This is a genomic window from Alphaproteobacteria bacterium (assembly GCA_015231795.1).
Taxonomy (GTDB): Bacteria; Pseudomonadota; Alphaproteobacteria; order Rhodospirillales; family WMHbin7; genus WMHbin7.
The window spans coordinates 154,707-178,416 of record JADGAX010000002.1 but is presented as its reverse complement, the minus strand read 5'-3'; the positions used below and the strand labels follow the sequence as shown (position 1 = coordinate 178,416).

The window sequence follows — 23,710 nt, the reverse complement described above, 5'->3', positions numbered from 1 at the left end:
GGGTGTTTCCGTCATGATTTCATCCGCCTTTGGGCCTCTTCCAGCACGGCGACGACCGCGACGGCATGATCCAGATTGTGCAAATCCTCGCGCTCGAACTTGATGGCGTCCGTGAATTCGCGGACCACCAGTTCCAGCGGAGAGGTCGGCGCGATGTCGATGGCTTCGCCCTCTCCCTCGGGACGCGCGAACGAGTCGGACGGGGGATGCAGAACCAATTTATTGGGGGCGAGATCGTCGAAAAGCAACGTCGCCAAATCGAAATAGGCGGTGAAACGCCGACGCTTCTCGGCCCGCAGATTCGACAGCTCGATCCTGGCTTCGATCTCCTGGGGAAAAGCCAAGGAAAGCTCGATATCCTGAGCAATGCCGCCTTCGATCGCCTTGTCTTGAAGTCGCTTGGCGGCAACCTTGTCCGGCATTCGTCCAGCGAGGTTGAGGCACATCGCCACGTCATGGCAGCCCCAATCCCACAAGACATCCGCATCCTTGCGAAACGGCCCGTAATTTCCCGCCTCGCCCCACATGGCTTTCAGGCGGCCCAGATGCAGGCCAAGCTCGCCGAGTGCTCGGAAGGCCGGATTGTAAAGATGCGTATGATCGACCATGACGAAGCTGGAGCGCTCGGCGGCCAGACCGCGCAGCTTCGAGGCCTCGGCCAGCGAAAGCGTCAGCGGCTTTTCGATCAGGACAGGCAGGCCCACTTCGATCGCCACCGTCGCCATCTCGGCATGCAGGGCGGGTGGCGTCGCCACGATCAGCCCTTGGATGCCGGGTGCTTGGGCCACGCTCTGCCAATCGGGAACCACGCGGCAGCCTTCGGGAACCAGGGCCGCCGTTTCCGGATTCTGGCTAGCCACCAGATCAAGACGCACGCCCTGCATCGCCGCAATGGTGCGGATGTAATTGCGGCCCCAGCGGCCCGCCCCGATCAGGCCAAGTTTAATCACGGCTCGCCGGTGTAAACGCGGTTCGACCAGGTGAAGAAGCGCTTTAGCCCCTCGTTCAGATCGACCGAAGGCTCATAGCCCAACTGCAGGCGGGCCTTTCTGATGTCCGGGCAGCGCCGGTTGGGTTCGTCTGCCGGATAGCTGTCGGGATACTCGATGACGTTGCAGGGCACGGGGCGTTCCAGCACGGTTTCGATATGCTTGACCAGCTCCAGCATGGAGATTTCCGGCTTTGGATTGCCGATGTTGTAGGACTCGCCCGGCACGCCCTTCAGGATGGTCAGCAAGAAGCCCACCATGGCGTCGGTGATGTAGCAGAAGGTGCGCGTCTGATTGCCGCTGCCGTAAACGCTGACCGGGCGATTGCCCTTGATGTGATTGCCGAAGTTGGGCAATACGCGATAGTCGGTTTCCTGCATCCCGGGACCGAACACGTTGAAGGGGCGGATGCAGTTCGTATGGGTGCCGTGCTTTTCATGGAAGATGTAGCACAGGGTTTCGCCGACGCGCTTGCTTTCGTCATAGCAAGAACGCGGACCTTGGCACGAAACGTAACCGCGATAGGATTCTTGCGTCGGAACGCTTTTGGGATCGGGATCGCCATAAATTTCGGATGACGAGAAGAAGGTGAAGCGCGCCTGATGCTTCTCTGCCAGCTCCAGCATGTTGCGCGTGCCGTTGATGGCGACGTCAAGCGTCTCCAGCGGATAGGCGCGATAATAGAAGGGGCTGGCGATGCCCGCCGCCTGGATCACGTAATGCAGCGGGCCCTTCCACTTATAGGGCTTGATGACGTCGTGCTGGAAGAAGGTGGTGTGCGGGTACTCGGCCACCTTCGCACCTTCCTTGCCTGCCGTGATCAGATTGTCAAGGGCCACCAAAGTCACCGGCTTTGGCAGGTACTTGTTCATTTCGGCAAAGACTTCCATGAAGTAGCGGCCAAGAAAGCCGCGTCCGCCGGTCAGCAGCACCGTCTTGCCCGCGAAATCCTGGGCGGGTCCACGCAGACGCTCGGCGATTTCCTGCACGTCCGACTTTAAGAGAAACTCTTCCATTATACGACCTCGACTTCGGGAAGGGGGATCACGAACCGTCCGCCCGCTTCGCGGAAGGACTGATTCTTGGCGATGATTGGTGCGGCGAAATTCCAGGCCAAGATGACCAGGATATCAGGCTTTTTTTCTACGATGGCGCTGCCCGGCAGGACGGGGATATGCATGCCCGGCGAGAAAAGACCTTGCTTCAACGGGCTGTCGTCGATGATGAAGTCAACCAGATCGGCGCCGATGCCGAAATGATACATCAAGGTGGTGGCTTTGGCCGGGGCGCCAAAGGCGGCGATTTTCTTGCCTTCGGCCTTGAAGCCCTTCAGAACCGCGTTCAACTTTTGCTTCTTGGCTTCGATATCGGCCGCGAACTGGCGGAAGGTCTCGGCCTTGTCCAGCCCCATAGCGCTTTCTTGCGCAATCGCTTTGGCGACCGATCCGCCGACCGGCCACGATCCGCCCGCCAGTTTGGCGATGCCGCGCAAGGAACCGCCGTGCGAATCGACTGGCAGCGCCTCGATCAGCTCCAATCCATGGCGCTTCAAGAAGCCGATCAGGGGAATGACCGAGTGGTAATCCAGATGTTCGTGATAGATGGTGTCAAACAGCGTCTTTTCGACGACGTCCTTCAGATAGGAGACTTCGAAGGCGAAGACGCCGTCGGGCGCCAGCAAGGTGGCGATTCCATCCGCCACGCCGCCCAGATCGTCGATATGGGCGAAGACGTTGTTGGCGGTGATCATAGTCGCCGGGCCATGCTGGCTGCGGATTTCTTGCGCCTGCTCGGGCGTAAAGAATCCCGCGATGGTCTCGATGCCAGCACCGGTCGCGCGCTTGGCGATCTCGATGGCCGGATCGATGCCCAGCACCCTAAGCCCTTGCGCCTTGAAAGCCCTCAGCAGCGTGCCGTCATTCGATCCGATATCGAAGGCCAGCGCGCCGTCGCTGGGCTTGAAGCGTTGGCACAGATCGGCGGCATAGTCCTCGAAATGCTTGACGAAAACCGGCGAGGTGCCCGAAACGTAAACGTACTTTTCAAACAGATGCCTGGGATCGACGACGTCTAGCAACTGAACGTGCTTGCAGTCCTCGCAGAAGAAGACATCCAGGGGAAAGCAAGGTTGCGCGACGGCCAGTTCTTTTGCCGGAACAAAGGCGTTGGCGGGCGGTGTCGGCGCCAGCTTCAGCACAAGGCTCAGGCGGTCCGAGCCGCACAGGCGGCAGCCCGTTCTGCGATGGCAAAGTTCGTTCGCTGAGACGGTCACGGATTGATGGGCGGAATGCGCCGGATGTCGGCCTCATACACTTCCTGGGCGCGGGAATTGCGGCCCCAGGTCAGGAACGAGGTGTCCTTGGTGAAAACCATGGCATGGTCCACTTCGGGCGGGGTGAAGAACATCTGGCCCTTGACGATGGTGATCTTCTCGGGCGTTTCGCTGGAACCGTGCGGACGATGGTAATAGTCGATCTCGCCGTCCAGCACATAGCAGTAATGCCAGTCGGTGGTGTGGACGTGGTTGGCCCTGACCGTGCCCTTTTTGGACTGGATCAGCACGCAGCTTTCCATCGGCACGTCGACCAGCGGCTGAATGGCGCCGCGGTCGTCAACGAAGGGCTTTTCCAAGGGAACGATGACGTCCTTGGGCCAGCCTGCGCGCTCTTCTGGGGTAACGGGGCGGAGATGTACGGTCATTTGCGGCTCTCTTCGTTGGGAATCAGGGAGTTTGTAGCGGTATCGGGCAATTTTTGCAAGTTTGCCTCAATAGGGCAGGAAAGTGGGGTCAGGCGATAAATCTCTAAGCGCTCTTGCCATTTGACGAGGCCGGAAAGCGTTCTAGAAGCAAAGGTATAGCCGTCTTCGGCATGCATTAGACTGGCGCAGCCGGACTCAGTGAAAGTCGCAAAAGCGCGGTGAATAGAGGAATTGGCGCCGTTTTGGGACAAGGACGGCGTTATCAGGGCATGTGTAATCCCCAAGCCCTGCATTTCACGCCAGCGCGCCTCGGGGTTATTCGGCTGATCTGGCCGCAGGTCTATTCTGGCTTGATGGAGTGGGTGGGCGAAGAAATAGGGAATGTTCAGATGATAGAGCAATTGGCGCTGATCGATCAGCAACCGGTCGCTTGACGCAAGATTTTCATTGATCCAAGGGACGATCCCGTAAAAGGAAATCGAGCGTTCAAGGAAAGCCGAACGTGGTTCGTTCGACAATTGATATTTCAATGGCGACAGGGCAAATAGGATTAACCCGCCTGTCTGAATGGCAATAACCGCCAATGTCGCTCCCAGAAGCGGTTTGTATGGACGAAGATTGTTGGCGTAGTGAAAGGCGGCGACGCCCATAATAAGAAGCAGCAGAGGGTAAAGAGGCAGAAGGTGCCGGATCCGCTGCGCAGTGCCGAAAAAGAACCACAGCGCGTAGAACAAGAGGACAAGCCAAGCAATGGTCCATAAAGGGCTTTGCCCAGGCCTGGCAAGGCGAAACCATGCCCCAGCTAGCGAAAAGGGCAGAGCCAGCAGGCAGAAAACGCCCAATCCCGTGCGCCCAGACTCCCAAACCTGAAATCCCTTTAACGTCGCCAGAAAGGGGTAGGCCAGGAACCAGCCCAAAGTGGGTGGCGCTGGTTGTTCAGTGGCCCGCAAATGGGTCAGCAGATCATTTAGGTGGCCAGCCGTCCAATAGGGTCCGTCCGGCATGCCCAGAATCCGATAAAGCATCGGAAACAGGGGGTCTCCAGCTTCAAAGACGTTCCATAAATACCACGGGCAGGCGGACAACAGGGCCGAAAGGCCGAAGATCGTTCCTGCCTTCAGCCAATCGCGCCGCCAGATGATCGTTAAACCTGCGGCTCCAACCCACAACAATCCAAATACTTTGGACCCGGCGAAGAACCCAGCGCTTAGCCCAGCAAGAACCAGCCAATGCCATCGACGATCACTTCTCGATTGCATAACTGCCAGCGCGCTCAGCATCACGAACTGGGCGTTGCGAATTTCCACCTGACCCGACGAAGTGCCGAAGACAACGGCGGGCGTCGTCAGCAATATAAGCGTCAACAGCAAAGAAAGTGGTGGGGTAAGCCAGCGTCTGACGACGGCATAAAAGAACAGGCTGGTCATCAGCCCGCTGGCGGTGGTCCAAAGGGTCATAGCCCGTTCGCCGCCAAGAATGTAGGCGGGCAGGTAGGTCATGTGGGCCATCATCGGCGCCGCACCCTCGACCGCTTGCGGCAGAAAGACCAATTGGCCCTGAAGCGCCGTCTGCTTGATGCGGGCGAAGTGGTAAGCCATGCTGTCGCCATCTGCTGGCGGGGCTAACCCGCCGACTAGATGTAAGACCAGCACCAGCACAAGGAGGGCTGCAAGAAAAAGAGAAAGCGGATTCCCGCCGAGATGAGGGCGCAACCAGAAGGAATGAGAAAGAAAGGGCAAGCCAGCTGCGCAACCAGCGAGCAATAAAATCAAATGCCCCTGACTGATCCATCCAAGTAGCGCCAGGGGAAAGACCAACAAGGATAAAAGGCCGAAGCCAAGCGCAAAAGTCCAGGACAGCCTCTCGATTGAGGGAATGGATGCTTGCAATCCCATCAGCCTCAAGGCCAGTGCGCCTAGCCCGACACAGGATAACATTTCCAGGCCAACCGTCAGTCCCGAAAGAATCATGAAACAGATAACGCCGCGCTGATAGCCGGTAGAAAATTCAGGAATTGCGACAAATAAGCGCCCAGCATAAACACCACCCACAGCCAGGCCGCAAACTCAATTTTGTCACGCGGCGACCCAGCGCCTTTGGCCTCCGCCAGGAGAGAGGCTGTTTGTAGGGCGGTCACGTCCCAGGAAAAGTCCTTGGCGCGAGCCAGGGCCATCAAAGACAGCCTTGTAGAAAGCCCGGGATCGGCGAATAGCCTTGCAAGGGCCTGCTCCCAGGCTTTTGCATCCTGGGCTTCTACCAGCAGACCCGCTCCCCCCAGGATCTCTGGCATGGCGGCCGCGTTCGAGCAAAGGATGGGACAGCCGCTAGCCATGGCCTCTAGAAGTGGATTGCCAAAGGTCTCAACCGTCGAGGAAAAGGCGAACGCTTTGCATTCCCCGTAAAGCTCTGCCAGCCTCTCGCGCGATACGCCGCCCAGCAGGATTACTCTGTCGTTCAGCCCCAGGCGCTTGATCTGATCCTCAATCTGGCGGGCATAGACAAGATCGATCATCTTGCCAGCGATCAGTAAGCGCTGACCGGGAAGCTGTGCGACGGCTTCGATCAGCGTATGAAAATTCTTCTGCACCGTCAAATCGCCCACGGCAAGGATATAGTCTTGGCGGCTGCTTTCTGGCGGCATGAACTGGCCCGCATCAACGCCGTGATGCACGACCGACACCTTGCTTGCGAAGCCAAAGGCCAAATGTCGCTTTGCATAGGCCGACACGGCGATCGCTTTTGGCGCCAAGGCCAGCGACAGCCAAGTCACAGCGCCTAGCGCCTTCCAATACATCTGCTTTACGAAGCGCTTATCATGATCGGCCACGCCCAAGGCATTGCGGAGCAGCACGACGGGCCTGGGCGCGAACAACGGGCCGAAATTGGCAGGCGAGAAAGTAACATCCGCCTGTTGCCAGGCAATAGCAGGCAGAACGAATTGCTCCCACATCAATCGGCGGAGAAAGCCATCCTTGAATATTGAAATGTGACGCTTCACGTTGGGCAGGTTATCGGGAAACTGCTCCAGCTGGCTTTCATGGATCGCCAGATGCAGTTCAATATCGCTTCTTGCCGCCAGTCTGGGCAGCATGGCTTGAAGATAGGTTATGCCGCCGCCGGTCTTGGCGTGCAGCGCGTTGACGAGGATGCGGCAGGGTTGTTTCATCTGGCTTCGCCTGCATAATCGCCGCTTGAATGCATGTCGCGCATGGCTTTCAGCACCTGCGCACCGTCGTAGACGGCGGAAAAGCGCTCCGTCGCAACTGGGGTCAAGCGTCTGATTGCGGGTTCAATGAAAGGGCCAAATCTAGATTCGTTGAAATCGATGGCTACAGAAACCGGGGCGCCTGTGTCGTTGCGACGGTTCTCGCCAGCCACCGGTACGATAACAAAACGGATGTCCTGTTTTTCCAGCCTAGCCAGAAAGTCTGTAAAGCCAATCTTGTGGCGAGGTTTGTCCCACAGCCAGTCACGTTCTTCGTCCTTAAAATAGCGCAACTGCGTTTGGATCTGCGGACAATAATAAGAATGGGGTCCCAGAAGCGACAGATAACGTTCGCCAGGCTTCAAATTCTCCGTAATGTACACGCAGGTGGCATAGTTGGCGCCTTGCAGGGTCGGCGTCTTGGCGTGATAATCAAGAGGGCTTACAAATCCAAGTGCCGCCGGCAGGCGAAGCAGACTATAGATGCCGACGAACATCGCCTCATTGAGGCCAAGAAGCAAAAATACGCAAATGACACCCAGCCGCTTGGCCGCAGAGGTCTTTGAGGCTTGCCACAGACAAAGCGCTCCTGCTCCCGCCAGGGCAGACAGGGCTGGCGTCGCTGGAATCAAAAAGCGAACTTGCTGTGGCTGAACGTAGAACCAGAGCGCAAAATAGCCGACGACAAAAGCGAATATTGGCCCCAAATTCGTCAACTGCTTGCGCGACGCCAAAAGGCCAGGCATCAGCGCCATGAAGACCGGCGCGCCTAAAACCATGCCATCGAACAATTGCATGGGAGCGATCGACAATGTCCAGGGCGCCATAAGGAAATCGACAAAGTTGCGCCCTGTTCCGTAGGTCAGATTGTAATCCTGGTAGAAGGCGACGCCATCTGGCACGAAAATTTTGTTGACCATCGGAAAGACAGGATTTCCGGTGATGCTCCAATTGGCGTACATGTGTGGAGCGAAAACCACCAACGCGCTTGCGCCCATGACGACCAGCGCTGCAAAGGACGTCTTTCGCTGCATCCAGTCATAGACGGGGATCAGGGCCAACGCCACGGCGACCAGGCCGCCCTGATACTTGGTGTTGAAACCTATGCCTAGCATGATCCCCAGCAGAAGCATTAGACCCAGCTTTGGGTGTGGTCGGCTTGCGAGCAGCACGATCAGGGCGGCGGCGGCGCTGGCTGCCAAAGGAACGTCGACCTCGACGGTCCCCATTTCCCAGACGACCGCTCGCACCGAAGCGAAAATCAGAGCGGCCAGCAGCGCGCCATTCGTGCTGAGTCCAACCCTGATGGCTAACAGGCCGGCTCCGCAAGTTGCCGCCATGCCCAAAAGAGCCGCCATAGGCTGTGCAGCCTGCTCGCCCGCAAGAGCCAGCGCGAAACGCGACAAGTTTCCGACCAGATCGGGGAACATGGCATGAGGCATTCCTCTTGCCCAGTCTGGGGCGATGAAGCCACGCTCGATGTCTGATTTTGGAACTGCGAGGTGATACATCAAACTATCGTAGTCATTGGGCGGAGCTAGGCCTTGCAGGAATGAAGACAGACAGACCAGCAAGAGAAGAAGGGTGAGCCAGCGCGATCCCTTGCCAAGCTCGTGGACGAAATGTTTCCAGGGAAGAGCCCTTAGTCCAGGCAAGGAAAGCAGCGACAAACAGGCGCCAAGCCCGCCCATGCTGAGGGCATCCAGACGGAAGCGTCCCGTAACGCCAACCAACAGGCTAAGTATCAAAACGCCTATTAAAAAACCGGAGAGCGCGCGTTCGGTCGGCGTTAGGCGCCTTTCTGGGTCAAGCCGTGTCGCGATAGGCCAGCCAAGGCCAAGAAAAACGCATGCGCAAGTCAGAGTGAAAATGGTTGCGATCATGATCAGAAAAACCCAGTCATCTTTGGAAGCAGGAACTGCGAAAAAACCGACAGCTTTTCCATATAGTAACCACGGCTAAACCAAAGATAGGCCGTCGTAACGGCCAACCCGTGAACCAGTGCCAGCTCTGCGCCGCGCAACGCCAATAAAGGTCGAATCATGCTTATGGGAAGGTGGCGTAGAGAAATAAGGGCGGCTAAGCGCTTGCCTTGCTCCCTGTGCGCCGCCAAGGCTTCGTAATGGATGATCATCACGCGCCGCCAGGCCGTGAGCAAGGCGTTGGGGCGCGACGACAGTTGCTCCAGGTGCCTCATCAGAACCCGCATTGAGCAACGTCTGCGCTGCTCGACCTGGCTGGTGATTCCGGTTCCCGATACGTAATAGCGCGCCAAGGCTTCGGGAAACATGGCGAGGCGCGCATCCGGCAATGAAAGCAGCTTCAACCACAAATCGTAATCCTGGGCGGCGGGCAGGCTTTCTTCGAAGCCGCCGACCGCCAGCACATCGGCGCGTCTGGCCAGAACGGTGATTGAAGGAATGAATCCGCGCAACATCAGCGCCGCAAAGGGATCCTCTGCGGCCCTAAAATGGCGCGTGCAATCCATAGGCGTCTCATGTCCGCCCTTGACCTCGATATAGTCGTGCGCGATCAGGCTGGCCCCTTCGGCATGCGCCAGCGAGCGCTCCAACTTGTTTGGCAGCCATTCGTCATCGGCGTCGAGGAAGGCCAGCCATTCGCCCTTCGCAGCCCGCACCCCGGCGTTGCGGGCCGCTCCCGCTCCCTTGTTGTCTTGGCGGATCACCACAAGATGGATGCCGTTCATCATCTCGCGGCAGGCCTCGGCCGCCTCGAAGGAGCCGTCGTCCGATCCGTCGTCGATGACGATGACTTCCAAAGGCTTGACCGTCTGAGCGGCGACCGATCGCAAAGCGCGCCCGATTGTGGCGGCGGATCGCCAGGCGGGAATGATGACGCTTACCGTTTGGCTCAACCGATCAACTCCTCAAGTCCGAAATCCGGCGCATCCAGACAAGGCGCTTCCACATGCAGTCGCACGGCCAGTTCCAACATCAAAAGCTGATAGATGCGAAAGGCGTGACGCGCGGGTTCGGCGCAAAGACGCTCGATCCCCATCGCCGTCCACCAGCCGCGCTCCAGGCTTCTTTTACGCGTCAACAATTTTTGGGCGGTTGCGCCCAAGGGTCCCGCCATCCATTTTGGCACCGGCGACGCAAAGCCCTGCTTGGGCGCATCGATGATTTCAGCAGGCAACAAACCTTCGGCCATGGCGCGTTCCAGGCCCTTTTGCCGCCCACCCGGCGTGCGCAGGCTTTGCGGTAGCGACAGCGCCATCTCGACTAGCCGGTGATCCAGATAGGGCACGCGCCCTTCCACGCTGGCTGCCATGCTGGTACGGTCCAACAGCAACAGCAAATCTTCCGGCAGATAGGTGTTGATGTCGGCCCACAGCAAACCTGCCTGCGCATCACCTTCCCACTCGTCGGCGAAGGCCGAGTGCGCCGGGGCAGGCAACGAGCGGGCATGGCCGATCAGTTCTAGAAAGTGCGACGGAAACTGGGTGGAATGCGCCCACAGATATTTCCCCGGATTCTTACCGATCAAACCGGCTCGCTTCAGGCGAAAGGCCAGATGCGGATCAAGAAGTCCGGTTATGGGTTCGATCATGCCCTTGCGCAGAACGGTGGGCAGTTTCAGATAGCGCCGTTCGACCGGCAGTTGGAAATAGCGTCCGTAGCCTGCGAACAGCTCGTCGCCGCCGGTTCCGTTCAGCGCCACCCGTATCTCGCGGCCCAGAACATCCTCGATCATCTGGTTGGGCAGCAAGCTGGCGTCGGCCAGCGGCTCATCGCAATGCCAAGCCAGACGAGGCAAGGACTTGGCGACGTCGCCCGCTTCCACATCGATCAAATGATGTTGCGTGCCGTATCTTTCGGCTACCTTGGCGGCCAGGGGCGATTCGTCGTAGGAAGCGCCCGCGAAGCGCACGGTATAGGTTTTAAGCTGGCGCTCGGACTGACGGGCCGCCAGGGCGACCAGCAGGCCGGAATCGATGCCGCCCGACAAAAGCGCTCCCACCGGCACGTCGCTGCGCAATTGCAGCCGCACCGCTTCATCGAGCAAGGCCAGCAATTCGCTCTTGGCCTCCTGGGGCGGCTGGCTGGGCTTGGCCCGCCAATAGCGCTCAAAACGGATTTCCCCATTCTGCTCCACCGTCATCAAAGTGGCGGGCGGCAGTTTGTAGATCCCCTTGTACAAGGTGGCCGGGGCGGGCACATAGCCATGCGCGAGATAGGCGGTAACGCTTGATTCATCGACTTCTGGCGACAGAAGGCCCGAGGCGAACAGGGCCTTGGGTTCCGACGCGAACAGAATGCCGCCATTCGACAGTCTGGTCCAATAAAGCGGCTTGATGCCCAGCCGATCACGCAGCAGCAGCAGTCGCCCCCGGTCGTAAAGGGCGATGCCGTACATGCCGTTAAGTTCGTGAACGAATGCGCCGCCTAAGGCGTCATAGGCCGCCAGGGCGGTTTCCATGTCGCCTTCCGTCGTGTAGGCGTACGAGGAAAAACGCTGGCGCAATTCGCGGTAATTGTAGATTTCGCCATTGCCCATCAAGACGCGCCCCTGGGCGGTCAGGGGTTGCTGGCCGGTCGCCAGATCGATGATGGCCAGACGGCGAAAACCCGCCTGGAAGCGATGATCCGGGCTGGTGTAACGCCCTTCGCCATCTGGGCCGCGATGGGCCAGAACGCCCAGCATGGCGTCCATGTTCGCCGCGACTGGCGCAACGCCCAAGGGCAGGAACAGACCGGCCAAACCGCACATGTCAGGCGGCCCCCAGGCTTAGGCGGCCTTGCCAGGGCAGGCGCGCCTCCTGTTTGATGCTGATCCGCGTGGCGGGCTGTCCCTGGCCATAGCGCGTCCAGCGCGTGATCTGGCTGGCCGACAGCGGCGCATCCGCGATCAGGCGAACATCGCCCGCTGGCGTGCGAATGCTGGCCTGGTTTCCTTGAATGTCAACCGGCAAAGGGATCACCAAACCGCGCTCGATCTCAAAACGTCCACATCCGTCGACATTGTCCTTGATGGAAAAGCGGCCAAGGTCGGCGGCGAAGACGCGCGCGACGTTCGCCCTGCCAATGCCGTACTGCAAGGTCAGGGCGTTTGACGAAGCCGTTGCCTTGGGAGGCGCGCCACCTGCCCGGCGTCTGAACGCATCCGAATAATAGGGCCGATTGGCGGGCCTGGGATCCTGCCGCGAAAGCGTGATGCCGCTATGGACGGCGGCGCTGCGATAAAGTGCCGCCTCGCCATCTTCCCCGTAACGTCCGCGCCCCGGATCGACAATCAACGCAATGCCCTTCCAGTGCAGCTCGAAACCGCCAAGATCCTGATGTCCATGTCCCGGCATCGGCGGCCAGCCGTCGGGCGGCGCGTACAGCAGCATCGACCAGTCGCCATGCTCGAAGCGATGCCAGCCATCGGCGGTCAGATCGGCTGCGGTCCGGCTGAAATGCGAAGTCAGACGCGCAGGCGCCAGATCTGGGGAGATGTCGCCGATCAAAGGCAGGCCGCCCGCCAGCAGCAATCCGCCCGCGGCATGGCGCGCCTTCGCAGCGATCTCAGCCAATGCGGCGGCTTCGGGGCGCTGTGCCTCCCTGGCCCACTGCGCCGCCAGCTCATAGTTTCTGGTCAGCAGACAATGGTAGTGCGCTGAACCTTCAATCAACAGGCCGCTGGCGCTGAAAATCCGTTTGGCCTCATGAAGCAGAATGGTTCCGCCAAGTCTTGCCGCCTGCTCCCAGCCCAGATGAACGCCCAGGCAGTAAAGGCCGCGCCCATTATTGGCCAGATGATTGCCGGTGTAATGGGGGCCGAAATATTCCAGCTTGGCGGCGATGGCGGGCGCGTGCGCCGCCAGGGTGCGCCAACTGTCGGCATAGGGTTCCACCAAGCCATGCCGCTTGGCGAAGGACAGAAGATTGATGGCCCGCTCGGCCGCCGTGTAGGGATGCCAGGGCCAGTCGGCATCCGGCGTTTGAAAGCGCTGACGCCAAGTGTTCCAGATGACGGCGATCCAGGCGGGGTCGGTTGTCTCATCGATCCAGGCGAATCGATGCAGGGCCAGCAGCTGTTCGATATCGTCGAACTTGTGGTCGAACAGCGCCGCTTCCTGGCCGGGGCGCAGATCAATCGCCAAGCCTGCCAAGTCAAGACGAAGGGGACCGGTTGGCGGTGCAGCACGGAGCGCGGCAAAGGAATCGGTCGGCGGGGGCGGCGCGCCCAGGTCCAAATCGTCCAGATAGGGCGGGCGGTGCGCCGTGAAGGTGGGAGGCGCCGCTTCGCGGCCAATCAGTCGCGCCCATAGCCAGCTTTGCAAAGTTTGGTCACTGGCAAGTTGGCGAAGTTTACGAATAGAGGCAGAGGTCACGCCGACAGCGCCTTGACCCAGAATTCGGGGTCTGCTTGCGCAAAGACCTGCTGCGCATCGATGGCGGGCGGGGCAGCCAGCTGCGCCAGTTCCCGCTTCAAGGAATTCGCATCGGCAGCTGGAATTTTCACGCCGTCCGGCATGACGTCGACCGGCACCTTGCCTTGTGGAATGAAGCGCAAGGTTGGCAGGCCCGCCAGCACCGCTTCCAGCCCCACCGTGGTCAGACAGTAAAGAACGCCCGATACTGCGTCGATGTCGCTCAATCGCTGGCCGGTGGGTTCGATGCCGGGCCTTGGCTCAATCTGAAAGGGATTCATCGGATGATCCTTGACCAGGAAGCGATAGCCGTCGGCGGCCAAGGGGCGGATGGCATCCAGCATCTGGACGGAAATATCGGCGTCGAACGGCAAGGCCACGAAGACGGGGGCGGTTGTGTCCTGCCTGGGGGTCGGAAGTTTGGGAAAGCGCAAAGCGCCGCCCACGCTTAGAATATGGCGCGGGCAGCCATAGCGCATCAGCCTTGCCAGATCGGAAGGCCCCACGGCCAGGATGCTGTCGGGTAAGCTGGCCGAACCGTCGGGATTGGAATGCGGCGCGTAATTCCATTCGCGCCAGCCGACCGTGGCGTGCTGATAGCCAATGGTTCGAACGCGTCGGGCTTTGGCGGCGCGAACCATGGCGCGCTCCCAGGAATGGTTTTCCCAGGGCCAAGCGATGGTTTTTGGCTTCGCCTTGTCCATCCAGGCGACGACGCAATGAATCTGCCAAGCGATGGCGACCGACTGCGCGGTCGAGCCTTCCAGGACGGCGGCTCGTCGCACCAGCCAGTTGTCGGTTATCACCGGTTGCCATTGAAATTTCCACAAACGACGCGCAAAAGCCGGATCGCCGAAGCCATGCAGGCTGAAACTGCGGCCATCACTGCATAAGGGGGCCACCTTGTCGGGCGTGCCATCAACGTGAATCAGGCGCACGAGGTCAGGTACATCCGTCATCAGCTTGCCAAAATAGGCGTCATAGCCCTCGGCGTTACTGGACGGATGCGCATAGACCAGAAGGGCAGGCCTTTCCTTGGGGCATTTCTGGCTGTGCGCTTGCAGCTTTCGCGCCCAGGAAGCAAAACGCCGACTTGCGGCAAGGCGCGCTAACAGGCCGCGCAACTTAAGGAGGGTCTCGGCCAGCAGCAAGGGCGGAGCGGACGCGATGCGATTGACCCCTTGGCGCTGCGCCAAATGTCGAAACAGCCAGGGATCGTCGCAGATGACCAGAACGGTTTCAGGACCGGCTGCCCATTCGTCGACGAGGCGCGTCCAGGCAAGCATCAGGCCGAAATCCGATATGTTGGCGGCGCAAGCGGGTGTGTGCGCCAGGACGCTGGACGCTTCCTGTCCCAGCGCCTGCGCTAGACTCCACCATTCCTCGACCGCAGCGTCATAAGCGCCTTCCAGCTTCTGTGCCAAGTCAAGCGCCTTCATCGCGGGATGCAAAGCCGCAGGACCCGGCGCTCCTGCAATGGCGCACCAGCGATCAAAGCCCGACTTTGGGGGGCGGGCGGAGCGGCTAAGAAGAACGGTCATGGATCATCAGCGCTTGGGCAGCAAGCCTTGGCTTAGGATGGTCAGAAAAACCGGAATGGCGTGATGGGCGCGAATCTTCTTGCCCTCGGCATAGCTGCGGCCATGATAATTGATCGGCACTTCGTACCAGACCCGACTGGCCTTGACTGCTTTGGTCAGGATTTCTGCCTGCTGCTCCCAGCCGAATGTGGTCAAGCGCGAAGGATCAATCAGATCGCGCTTGAAGGCCAGATAGCATGAATAAATGTCGGTAAAGGTAGTGTTGTTGACCAGATTGAACAGCAGCGTGATCATGCTGTTTCCCAGACGGTGCCAGAAATAGAAAACGCGCGTTTGCTTGGGCGCTACGAAGCGGCTGCCCATCACCACTTCCGCCTGATGATCGACGATGGGGGCCAGAAGGGCGGCATAGTCGCCGGGGTCGTATTCCAGATCGGCGTCTTGAAACAAGACATAATCGCCGCTGGCCTGGCGCAGTCCATCTTGCACCGCAGCGCCCTTGCCGCCGTTGGCCGGCCGATCGATCAGCCGGTCGTAAAGATCAGGTCGCGATTTCAAGCGTTCGACCGTCGCATCCTTCGATCCGTCGTTGACGACGACGATTTCAAACTCGACGCCCGGCACACTTTGCGCGCGCACGCGCTCAAGGCAAGCCAGGATGGTGGCCTGCTCGTTGTAAACCGGGATAAGCACGCTGATTTTGATCATAGTTTGCCTTACCATGCGGTGTAGCGGTTGGCGAGCGACAAGTCGCGCTTCAAGAAGACGGCAAAGAAGCCCTCGAAATCCAGGCGCGACCATAGAGGCTGGGTCAGGACAAGGGGGTGCTTCAGGGGATATTGCCGGTAGGTGCGCGAGAATACGGGCATAAATCCCGAGATTCTGGCAAGCCGCAGCCAATCATGGGGCGACAGTTCGAAGAGATGCAATTCCTCGGCGGTCATTTGCGCGGGCAGGTCTTCTAGCGGCATGTCAAGCTCGCGCCCGCCGAAGCGGCTCCGCCTTACATAGGGAACCGACATCAAGAGCCAGGGCGATTTTCCGCGCTCTGCCAGACGGTGCAAAAAACGGATGGGATCGCTTAAATGTTCGACCATCTCGAATGACATGAACATGTCGGGGGCGACGCCCTCCAGGTCCATTTCTTCCGCCCTGGCCAGCAGGGCGTCTCCGCCTTTGGACTTTACCTTGTCGACGGCGATGGGATCGAGATTGACGCTGATCACGCGCGACACCCTGGGTTCAAGCGCCTTGATGTAGGTGCTGTGATTGCCCGACGAATCGCCGATATCGGCCAGAACGAGGTTGTCGCCGCCGACATGGGCGATGGCGTCTTGCGCCATGCGCACCTGAAAGGCGTGCAGCGTGCGCATCTTGCGTTCCCAGAAGCGCAGATACTCGTCTTCATCCAGCTTGGCGCTGTACTGGTCGCGAATGTCGGGCAGAATTTGGCGCAATTTCTCGCGCAATTCGGCCAAGCCCTGCTCTTGGGCCGCAGCATCCAATGATGCCGCCGAGAGCTTGTGGTACAGGGCCCGCGTATCCAGGCCCAGCGATTTTGCGATTTTTATAAGGGTCATCTTTCCGCCAGATAGGCTGAGGTCATGATCATGGACAGGGGCGTGCGCGCAGCCCTTGATGGCGGATGGCGGTAGCCATAGCGCGAAAGTCTGGCAGCACCCTCGGTCAGGCGCACGGCTTCGCCCAAGGCGTCGCCGGCATTGAGAACGATATAGGGCAAACGCAATTCAGGCCGCTCGGCATCGCCCGAAAAATCCATGCCGAACCAGGAAACGGACTTGTCTTCCAACGAGGCTCCTTCCGATTCTCGCAGATCGAACAGCAAGGCCCCGCCCGTGCGCTTCCAAGCGCTTGCAAGCGTCGCCCGCCAGCTTTCGTGCAGGTGCAGAATGCCCAGGACTAGAACCAAATCGAATGTTTCGTCGCCCAGCGCGGACAGATCGCCCTCGGGGCAGCAAAGGAACCGTTGTCCAGGATGGCGCAGCTTGGCTTTGGCGATCATGTCCTCGCTGATGTCGACGCCCGTATAGCTGAAGGACTTCAGATGCTCGCCTAAGACCGAAGCGAAGCCGCCCTGTGCGCAGCCGATGTCCAGGACGCGCATGCCCTCCTTCAGGCGATCTTTCAGAAAGAACCATTCCGACGGATAAACATCGCTTGTCGTGCCGCGTTCCTTGGAAAAGAAATCAAGCACGCCCGGCTGGCTCCAGGATTGGGCGTGGCTCATGACTGCGCCACCTTGAGCGGATCGCCAAACCTGTCCAAGCCCTCGATGGCGGCGCGCCCCATGGCCAGAACCGCTTCCTCGGCCGATCCGCCGATATGCGGGGTTACCAGAAAGTTGGGCAGTTTGATCAGTTCCATGTCCGTGGGCGGCTCGACCGCGAAAACATCCAGCGCCGCTCCCGCCAGTCTGCCTTCCATCAGCATCGCCTTCAGCTCGGCTTCGTCTAGCAGGCCGCCGCGCGCGGCGTTGATCAAGATGGCGTCTGAGCGCATCAAGCGCATCCGTTCGGCGCTTAGAATGTTGCGGGTACTGTCATCCAGCGGCAAATGCAATGTGATGACGTCGGCTTGGCGCAGCAACGCCTCAAGCTCCATCATATCGACGCCCCACTGGGCGCAGAAATCTGGCATCGGCTTGATGTCGTGGGCGATGACGCGACAGCCCCAGGGCTTTAGCAATTGCGTCAAATCCTTGCCGATATGGCCAAGACCGACAATGCCAACCGTGCGGTCAGACAACTGGCGGCCCATCAACTGTTTCCATCCGCCGCCCAGAACCTGCGCATGTCCCTGCGGAACATGGCGCAGCAGGGCCACCGCATAGCTGATGACCAGTTCCGAAACCGAACGGCGATTGACGCCGCCCGTCCAGCCAAGTTGAAGCCCGCGCCGCTGCATCGCTTCAAGGTCGATCATGTCCAGGCCGACGCCGTATTTCGCCACCACCTTCAGACCGGGCAGGCGGTCGAACAAAGCGTCATCCAGTCTTTCAAGCGCCGTGACGATCTTCTCATGGCCTTGCAGAAAGGCCGCCAGTTCGTCGCCAGCCAGCGACTTACCCTCGTCGTTGAAGGTGGTCGATGGGTAGCGGGCCAGCAGTTCGGCGCGCAAGACAGGATGTTTGGAAAATGAGCGCGAGGCGACGGCGACTTTAATCATTGGGCGCGCACCGATTCCAGAAAGTCTTGAGCCAGTGCCCGGAATGTTTGGTCCACGTCAAGGGTTCGTCTCTCGATGCGTCCATCGCCATGGGGAAGGATAACCGTCACCGAACCTGCTCCTTCATTCTTTTTGTCCTTGGCCAAGGCGGCCATGAAGGCGTCGAAGGGAACGGCGACGCGCTCGAATCCTTTGTAGTTTTCCTTCAAGACGTAACGCCTGGCCTCGGCCAAGCCGGGGTCGCATAGCCCCAGCCACGCCGCCATGTGATTGGCCATGTCCAGTCCGATGGTGACGGCGATGCCGTGCGGCACAGCGAACTGGGTAGCGGCCTCGATGGCATGGCCAAAACTATGGCCGTAATTGAAGATGTTGCGCGGCCCTTGATCGAACTCGTCTTGCTCGATATAGCGCTTCTTGACCTCCAAGCTGGCCCTGAGATAGCGCAGCATGACGGAGCGCTCGCTCAACATGGCGTGGTAGTCGAGAGCGATGGCTTGGAACGAGGCCGGTCCGTCGATGGCGTGCACCTTCAGCATTTCGCCGATGCCCGAGCGCACGTCGCGCTCGTCCAAGGTATCGAGAAAACGGGTCGACAGATCGATGCGCCTGGGCGGGGTAAAGGTGCCCAGAATATTCTTGGCGTCGGCGCAATTGATGGAACTTTTCGAGCCGATGCAGGAATCGGCCTGGGCCAACAGCGTGGTCGGCAGAAAGCGCCAATCAAGGCCGCGCAACATGGTGGCCGCCAGAAAGCAGGTGATGTCTTGCAAGATGCCGCCGCCGATGGCGACCAGCATATGGCCGCGCTTAACGCCCTTGGCCACGAGGTGAGACACGTAGCCAGGGAAGCGTTCCAGCGATTTGGCGTCTTCCGTGGCGTCGATCAGAAGCAGCGAAGGGTGAGCCAGCAGGCGATCCATCTGGCCTGCGTAAAGTTCAGCCACGCGACGATCAATGATCAGATGCGACTTCGACAGGTCGGATTGGTTCAGCTGTTCAAGAGCGCCCTCGATAAAGTGAACCTCGTAAGGCCCCTTGTGCGACTGTATGACCAAAGGCTCAAACACGTGTGAAGCCCCCGTCGATGGCTATGTTCTGGCCGGAAATGTAGGTATTTTCCGGGCTGGCAAGCCAAGCGGCAAAGGTGGCGATTTCGTTTGGCTTGCCCAGCCGACCGATTGGAATGTCGGCAACCACCTTCGCAAAACCTTCCGGCCCCAGCACCCGTCTTGTCAGTTCGGTATCGATGAAGCCGGGTGCTATGCAGTTGACCAGAATGCCATCGGCGGCAACTTCGGCGGCCAGGGCCGCCGTCATGCCGTCCAGCGCGAATTTGCTGGTGGAATAGGCGCCGCGCTGCGCGCGCGATATTTTTCCCCAGATCGAGGAGACGTTCACGATGCGCCCCCAGCCGGACGTTTTCATGTGTCCCAAAACGGCGCGCGCCAGCAGAAAGGGCGCCGTGACGTTGACGGCTTGAATGGCCGCGAAGTCGCCAGGATCGATTTCGGCGAAGGGGGCGATTTTATTGATGCCCGCATTGTTGATCAGGATGTCGATGCCCATGGCCGCGACGCGCCTGGCAAATTCGGCTGTCGCCTGACCATCGGCAAAGTCGATCGCCTCATATTGGCAGCCGTCGGGGGCAAGCCCGTCCGGCTTCGTTCCCGTCACGATGACACGCTCGCCCCGCTTGTGCAGCGCCTCGGCGATGGCCCTGCCGATGCCGCGCGTGCCGCCCGTCACCAGGGCCGTTTTGTCGCTCATTGCGCTTTCTCCGCCACGATGTTCCATGCAAAACCGATATATTTGCCCAGCGAAAGCTCGCACCCTGTTTCAGCGACGAAGGGCGCGCCATAGACCAGTTCGCCGCCAGGGTGCGGCTTGCGCCCCAGCCGCATGAGAATCCAGTTTCGAAACTGCGTCAGACGCGGGATGGCGAAATTGTCCCACTGGAAACTTGATTTTCTAAGGCTTGTGATCTTGAAGATTTGAAGTTCGCGCCTCAGTTCGGCTTCGCTGTAAACGCGGGTATAGGGGTTCTTGGTCTGGCCGAATTTGGGCTTGCCCTCGGTGACGCGCCCGATCCATTCGGCTTCTGGCCAGCGGAACATCTCGCCAGTGAACAATCCGCGCGGCACGATGTTGCACCAGAAAATCGCCGAGTGGCGGGCGTAAAGCATGAGCACGGCCTTGCCGCCCGGTTTTAGAACCCTGAAGACTTCGGCCAGACAGCGCTTCGTATTCTCCGAATGGTGAAGAACGCCATTGGAATAGACGATATCAAAGCTGGCGTCCTGGAAGGGCAGATTCTCGCCGTCACCCTGATAGGCTTGTCCCGATCCGTCGCCAATCAGTTTCAGCTTCCTGTTGGTCGAGGCGGCGCGCGGCGGGGTAATGTCCAGTGCCGTGACCTTGGCTCCGTATTGGGCGAAGAGACAGGAATGCGCCCCGCCGCCCGGCCCAATTTCAAGTACCTGCTTGCCAGCGAGGGATGAAAGCGGCATCTCGACGACCGGAAGCAATCGGCGCTTGCGAAACAGGTCTTCGGTCTGCGCCAGCTTGCAGGCAAATGATTCTCGGGTCAGGGCGCGGTCGGTTGGCTCGTAGAGCTGGCGGTAGAGGTCGCTCCACCATGCCTGGATGTTTCCCTTGTTGGATCCCGCTTCTTCGGGGGCAAGAAACTGAACGATCCCCAAATTCGGATCGATGGGAAAGGATTTGCCGCAGGCGGGGCAGGAAAGGCCAGCGTCCCCCGACTGCAGCGGGTGGGCATGGCAGGCCGGGCAACGAAGATGCTCGGTCAATAGCTGCCCCACAGGGGATCTTGCGCCATCGCCGCCTCGACGGTGGCGATGTCGTGCGGGCTGTCCACGGAAAAGCTGGGCCGATAGGGATAAGGCGCTATGTGCTGGTGGTAGCCGTGATCATACAGACGGTTGCTGTCGCAGGCTTCCTTGACTTCCAGCGGCGAGGGTTCCAACTGGGTGAACAATTTCAGAAAATGCCAGCGAAAGCCGAAAATGCCGTAGATGCGCCTGGCCCCCAAATCTGGAGAAAAACTTTTGCAATAGGGCAGAGGTGCTCGCGACGTGTAAAGCACCTTGCCCTTCAGGTCCCAGATGATCTTCAGGGCGTCCGGGTTGCGGTACTGCGCCTCATCGACGATATCCATGGCCAGGATCGTGCCTTGCACTTCCTGGGGGCGATCTTCCATCGGTGCGATGGTAGCGGCGATCATGTCGGGGTGCATCATCGGCTCGTCGCCTTGCACGTTGAGCACGATGTCGCCATCTTGGATGTCAAATCCGCATTTGGTCGCGGCTTCCGCCACGCGGTCCAGGGCGCGCACGTGATCTGATCGCGTCATGATGACCGGATAGCCCCTGGCGTCGGCAAAGGATTTGATCTCTTCGTCGCAGGTGCAGATGGCCAAGGCGTCCCAGCGCTTGAACATCTTGGCGCGTTCGAACACATGTTCCAGCATGGGTCGCCCAAAGATAGGAAACAGGGGCTTGCCGGGAAATCGGCTGGCCGCCATGCGGGCGGGGACGAGTCCGATAATGCGCGTCATGGGATGAAGTTCTCCACGCTGTCAAACAGGTTCCACTTGGCTTGCCATGCCGGATCGGCGCAGTAAATGCGATAGACCAGCTGCATCGTATTCCAGGCATCCAGCGACGAGCCGGCTTCGATCTTTCCGCCCCGCAAGACGGCGTTGGCGAATTCGCCCACCTCGTCAGCCCAGGACGGGTCCTTGCGGTAACGCGTGGTTTGTTCCCTGGGATCGCCTGAATCGTCCTCGGCGTCGGCCCACAGCACAGTCAGCGTCTCGGCGCCATAGCTTTTCGAGCCGGAAAGAATGCCGGACAGGATCAGGGCGCCCTTCTCCAACGTTATCTCAAGACTGAAGCGGTGGCGCCATTGAGTGGCGGTGGAATGCAGCATCGCCACCACGCCGTCATGCGTGCGCATCAGCGCGTAGGCGTTGTCCTCGATGTCGTGGCCCCAGAAACGATTGTCGACGAAACTTTTCACCTCGGTGAATTCGCCTGCGAACAGGCGCATCAAATCCACCATATGGATGCCTTGGTCGAGCAAGATGCCGCCGCCCGATTGCTCGCGCTTGGTGCGCCAGTCGGAATGCGCTCCGAAGCTCACGAACTTGGACTTGCCGTAGACGCCGCGCAGATTGACGGCGCGTCCCAGCTCGCCCGAGCGCATGATGGACAGCGCGTCGCGCACCGAATCGTGATAGCGGTGATTGAAGCCGTATTTCAAGACCAGCTTCGGATGCTTCCGCTCGGCTTCGATCACACGCGCGATATCGGCCAGATCGCGCCCCGGCGGCTTTTCGCAAAAGACATGTAGGCCCTTCTCGAATCCGGCAATGGTGACGTTGGCGGCCACGTCGTTGGTCAGGCAGACGAACAGGGCGTCGAGATCCTCGGCCTCCAACAGGCGTTGGGGCGTCTGGTAATGTCGGACGCCATCCTCGAACGCGCCTTCCTGGGCGAAGTTGCGGTCGCAGACGGCGACCGTCTGCATGTCGTCGCGCAGATCGATGAAGTGGCGACGGCGTTTGCCGACGACGCCATAGCCCGCAATGCCAACCCGCATCATGCTTCGACCGTCCGGTATAGATTGGCCAGTTCCTCGCTGTAGCGGCCCAGACGGGTCGATTCGCCGCCGTCCATCACGTCAATCCAGCCGCCATTCGCCTCGTCGGAGCGATAAAAGGAATTGAGCAGGCGTATCGAGGCGAAAGCGTCTTCCTGCGTCACGGGATAAGGCCTGCCTTCATTGAAGAAAGCCGCAATGTCCTGGTAGATCACTTTGTGCCCCTCGCCATAGACGCAGCCGGAGAAATCTTCCGAATTGGCAGCACAGGCGGAAGGATCGGGGGTGAAAACCTGAAGCTCGTTGACGGCGATGCCGCCGATCTGCGCCAAGCCTTCCGACCCCACGATGGACAGCGACGCTTCATAGTCGATCGGCCTTGCCGCCGTCGTCACTTCCAGCGTGCCGACCTTGGAATCGCCATAGGTCACGGTAGCGACAACCGTGTCCTCCACCTCGATTGAAGCCCCCAGCGTGCGCATGGTTGCCGAGACGCGCTTGACCTCGCCGCCCAGATGGCGCAGCAGATCGACATGATGAATGCCCTGGTTGGTCAGGCAGCCGCCATCCTGGGCGAAAGTGCCGCGCCACGGGGCCATGTCATAGTAACGCTGCGGGCGACACCAGCGCGTACGCACCGCCATAATGCGAATCTCGCCCAATTCGCCAGTATCGATGGCCTTCTTCACGCGCTTGACCGCCAGATTGTGCCGGTTTTGAAAAACTGGAAAAAGTTGCACGCCAGCCTTTTGCGCTCTTTCGGAGGCGTCGGTCAACTGACTGGGCTTCATGAAAGTGGGCTTTTCCACCACCACATGCTTGCCCCAACGTTCGATCATCTCAAGCGCATGTTCGTGATGCATGCCAGATGGGGTGATCACCGCCACCACGCTGATTTCCGGATGCTGCGTCAGCAGCTTTCGATAATCGGTGTAGAAGGGAACGGCGAACTCGTCGCCGTAAGCCTTGGCCTTCTCCGGAACCAAATCGCAGACGGCGGCCAGCTTCACGCCGGGCATTCCGGCGATCGAACGGCAATGATGGCCTGCGATCCTGCCGCAGCCGATAACCGCTACATGAATGGCGTTGG

The 23,710-nt window shown here is 59.7% G+C and carries 20 protein-coding genes and 1 pseudogene; all 21 read right to left on the bottom strand.

Annotation, left to right across the window (positions count from 1 at the left end):
• Nucleotides 1-11: 11 nt before the first annotated feature.
• The gene (locus HQL44_05085; protein MBF0267943.1) at nt 12-950 is read right to left on the bottom strand and encodes a Gfo/Idh/MocA family oxidoreductase; all 939 of its coding nucleotides are present in this window, start codon (nt 948-950) and stop codon (nt 12-14) included.
• Nucleotides 947-2,005 carry an NAD-dependent epimerase/dehydratase family protein gene (locus HQL44_05080; GenBank protein ID MBF0267942.1) on the bottom strand — a complete coding sequence of 353 codons (1,059 nt, stop codon included), beginning with the start codon at nt 2,003-2,005 and terminating at the stop codon, nt 947-949. The genes HQL44_05085 and HQL44_05080 overlap by 4 nt, the downstream gene beginning before the upstream one ends.
• On the bottom strand, nt 2,005-3,261 hold the full coding sequence (locus HQL44_05075) for a class I SAM-dependent methyltransferase (protein ID MBF0267941.1): 1,257 nt from the start codon (nt 3,259-3,261) through the stop codon (nt 2,005-2,007). Before HQL44_05075 ends, HQL44_05080 begins: the two co-directional genes overlap by 1 nt.
• A complete protein-coding gene (locus HQL44_05070) occupies nt 3,258-3,689 on the bottom strand; it encodes a cupin domain-containing protein (GenBank protein MBF0267940.1) in 432 nt (143 codons plus the stop codon). Before HQL44_05070 ends, HQL44_05075 begins: the two co-directional genes overlap by 4 nt.
• Nucleotides 3,686-5,659: a glycosyltransferase family 39 protein gene (locus HQL44_05065; GenBank protein MBF0267939.1), complete on the bottom strand. Its 1,974-nt coding sequence runs from the start codon at nt 5,657-5,659 to the stop codon at nt 3,686-3,688. The genes HQL44_05070 and HQL44_05065 overlap by 4 nt, the downstream gene beginning before the upstream one ends.
• Nucleotides 5,656-6,855 carry a glycosyltransferase family 4 protein gene (locus tag HQL44_05060; protein ID MBF0267938.1) on the bottom strand — a complete coding sequence of 400 codons (1,200 nt, stop codon included), beginning with the start codon at nt 6,853-6,855 and terminating at the stop codon, nt 5,656-5,658. Before HQL44_05060 ends, HQL44_05065 begins: the two co-directional genes overlap by 4 nt.
• Nucleotides 6,852-8,627 (bottom strand): glycosyltransferase family 39 protein, encoded by a 1,776-nt coding sequence (locus HQL44_05055; protein MBF0267937.1) that lies wholly within the window; start codon nt 8,625-8,627, stop codon nt 6,852-6,854. The genes HQL44_05060 and HQL44_05055 overlap by 4 nt, the downstream gene beginning before the upstream one ends.
• Nucleotides 8,628-8,779: 152 nt before the next feature.
• Nucleotides 8,780-9,769, bottom strand: a complete 990-nt coding sequence (locus HQL44_05050) for a glycosyltransferase family 2 protein (protein ID MBF0267936.1) — start codon at nt 9,767-9,769, stop codon at nt 8,780-8,782.
• Nucleotides 9,766-11,625 carry an asparagine synthase (glutamine-hydrolyzing) gene (gene asnB, locus HQL44_05045; protein ID MBF0267935.1) on the bottom strand — a complete coding sequence of 620 codons (1,860 nt, stop codon included), beginning with the start codon at nt 11,623-11,625 and terminating at the stop codon, nt 9,766-9,768. The genes HQL44_05050 and asnB overlap by 4 nt, the downstream gene beginning before the upstream one ends.
• Nucleotide 11,626: 1 nt before the next feature.
• A complete protein-coding gene (locus tag HQL44_05040; protein MBF0267934.1) occupies nt 11,627-13,231 on the bottom strand; it encodes a heparinase II/III family protein in 1,605 nt (534 codons plus the stop codon).
• Complete coding sequence (locus tag HQL44_05035; protein MBF0267933.1) at nt 13,228-14,811, bottom strand: hypothetical protein; 1,584 nt, start codon at nt 14,809-14,811, stop codon at nt 13,228-13,230. Before HQL44_05035 ends, HQL44_05040 begins: the two co-directional genes overlap by 4 nt.
• Nucleotides 14,812-14,817: 6 nt before the next feature.
• Nucleotides 14,818-15,519, bottom strand: coding sequence for a glycosyltransferase family 2 protein (locus HQL44_05030; protein ID MBF0267932.1), 702 nt, complete (start codon nt 15,517-15,519; stop codon nt 14,818-14,820).
• 8 nt (nt 15,520-15,527) lie between these two features.
• Complete coding sequence (locus HQL44_05025) at nt 15,528-16,391, bottom strand: hypothetical protein (protein MBF0267931.1); 864 nt, start codon at nt 16,389-16,391, stop codon at nt 15,528-15,530.
• Nucleotides 16,388-17,059 carry a class I SAM-dependent methyltransferase gene (locus HQL44_05020; protein ID MBF0267930.1) on the bottom strand — a complete coding sequence of 224 codons (672 nt, stop codon included), beginning with the start codon at nt 17,057-17,059 and terminating at the stop codon, nt 16,388-16,390. The genes HQL44_05025 and HQL44_05020 overlap by 4 nt, the downstream gene beginning before the upstream one ends.
• Nucleotides 17,056-17,997 (bottom strand): phosphoglycerate dehydrogenase, encoded by a 942-nt coding sequence (locus HQL44_05015; protein MBF0267929.1) that lies wholly within the window; start codon nt 17,995-17,997, stop codon nt 17,056-17,058. The genes HQL44_05020 and HQL44_05015 overlap by 4 nt, the downstream gene beginning before the upstream one ends.
• Nucleotides 17,994-19,055, bottom strand: coding sequence for a 3-dehydroquinate synthase (locus HQL44_05010; GenBank protein ID MBF0267928.1), 1,062 nt, complete (start codon nt 19,053-19,055; stop codon nt 17,994-17,996). The genes HQL44_05015 and HQL44_05010 overlap by 4 nt, the downstream gene beginning before the upstream one ends.
• Nucleotides 19,056-19,059: 4 nt before the next feature.
• Nucleotides 19,060-19,794 carry an SDR family oxidoreductase gene (locus HQL44_05005; GenBank protein ID MBF0267927.1) on the bottom strand — a complete coding sequence of 245 codons (735 nt, stop codon included), beginning with the start codon at nt 19,792-19,794 and terminating at the stop codon, nt 19,060-19,062.
• Nucleotides 19,764-20,807: a methyltransferase domain-containing protein gene (locus HQL44_05000; protein ID MBF0267926.1), complete on the bottom strand. Its 1,044-nt coding sequence runs from the start codon at nt 20,805-20,807 to the stop codon at nt 19,764-19,766. The genes HQL44_05005 and HQL44_05000 overlap by 31 nt, the downstream gene beginning before the upstream one ends.
• Nucleotides 20,804-21,574 (bottom strand): 3-deoxy-manno-octulosonate cytidylyltransferase, encoded by a 771-nt coding sequence (locus HQL44_04995; protein MBF0267925.1) that lies wholly within the window; start codon nt 21,572-21,574, stop codon nt 20,804-20,806. The genes HQL44_05000 and HQL44_04995 overlap by 4 nt, the downstream gene beginning before the upstream one ends.
• Nucleotides 21,571-22,620: a Gfo/Idh/MocA family oxidoreductase gene (locus HQL44_04990; GenBank protein MBF0267924.1), complete on the bottom strand. Its 1,050-nt coding sequence runs from the start codon at nt 22,618-22,620 to the stop codon at nt 21,571-21,573. The genes HQL44_04995 and HQL44_04990 overlap by 4 nt, the downstream gene beginning before the upstream one ends.
• Nucleotides 22,620-23,699 (bottom strand): annotated as a pseudogene (locus HQL44_04985) (Gfo/Idh/MocA family oxidoreductase). The gene HQL44_04990 and the pseudogene HQL44_04985 overlap by 1 nt, the downstream one beginning before the upstream one ends.
• Nucleotides 23,700-23,710: the final 11 nt, after the last annotated feature.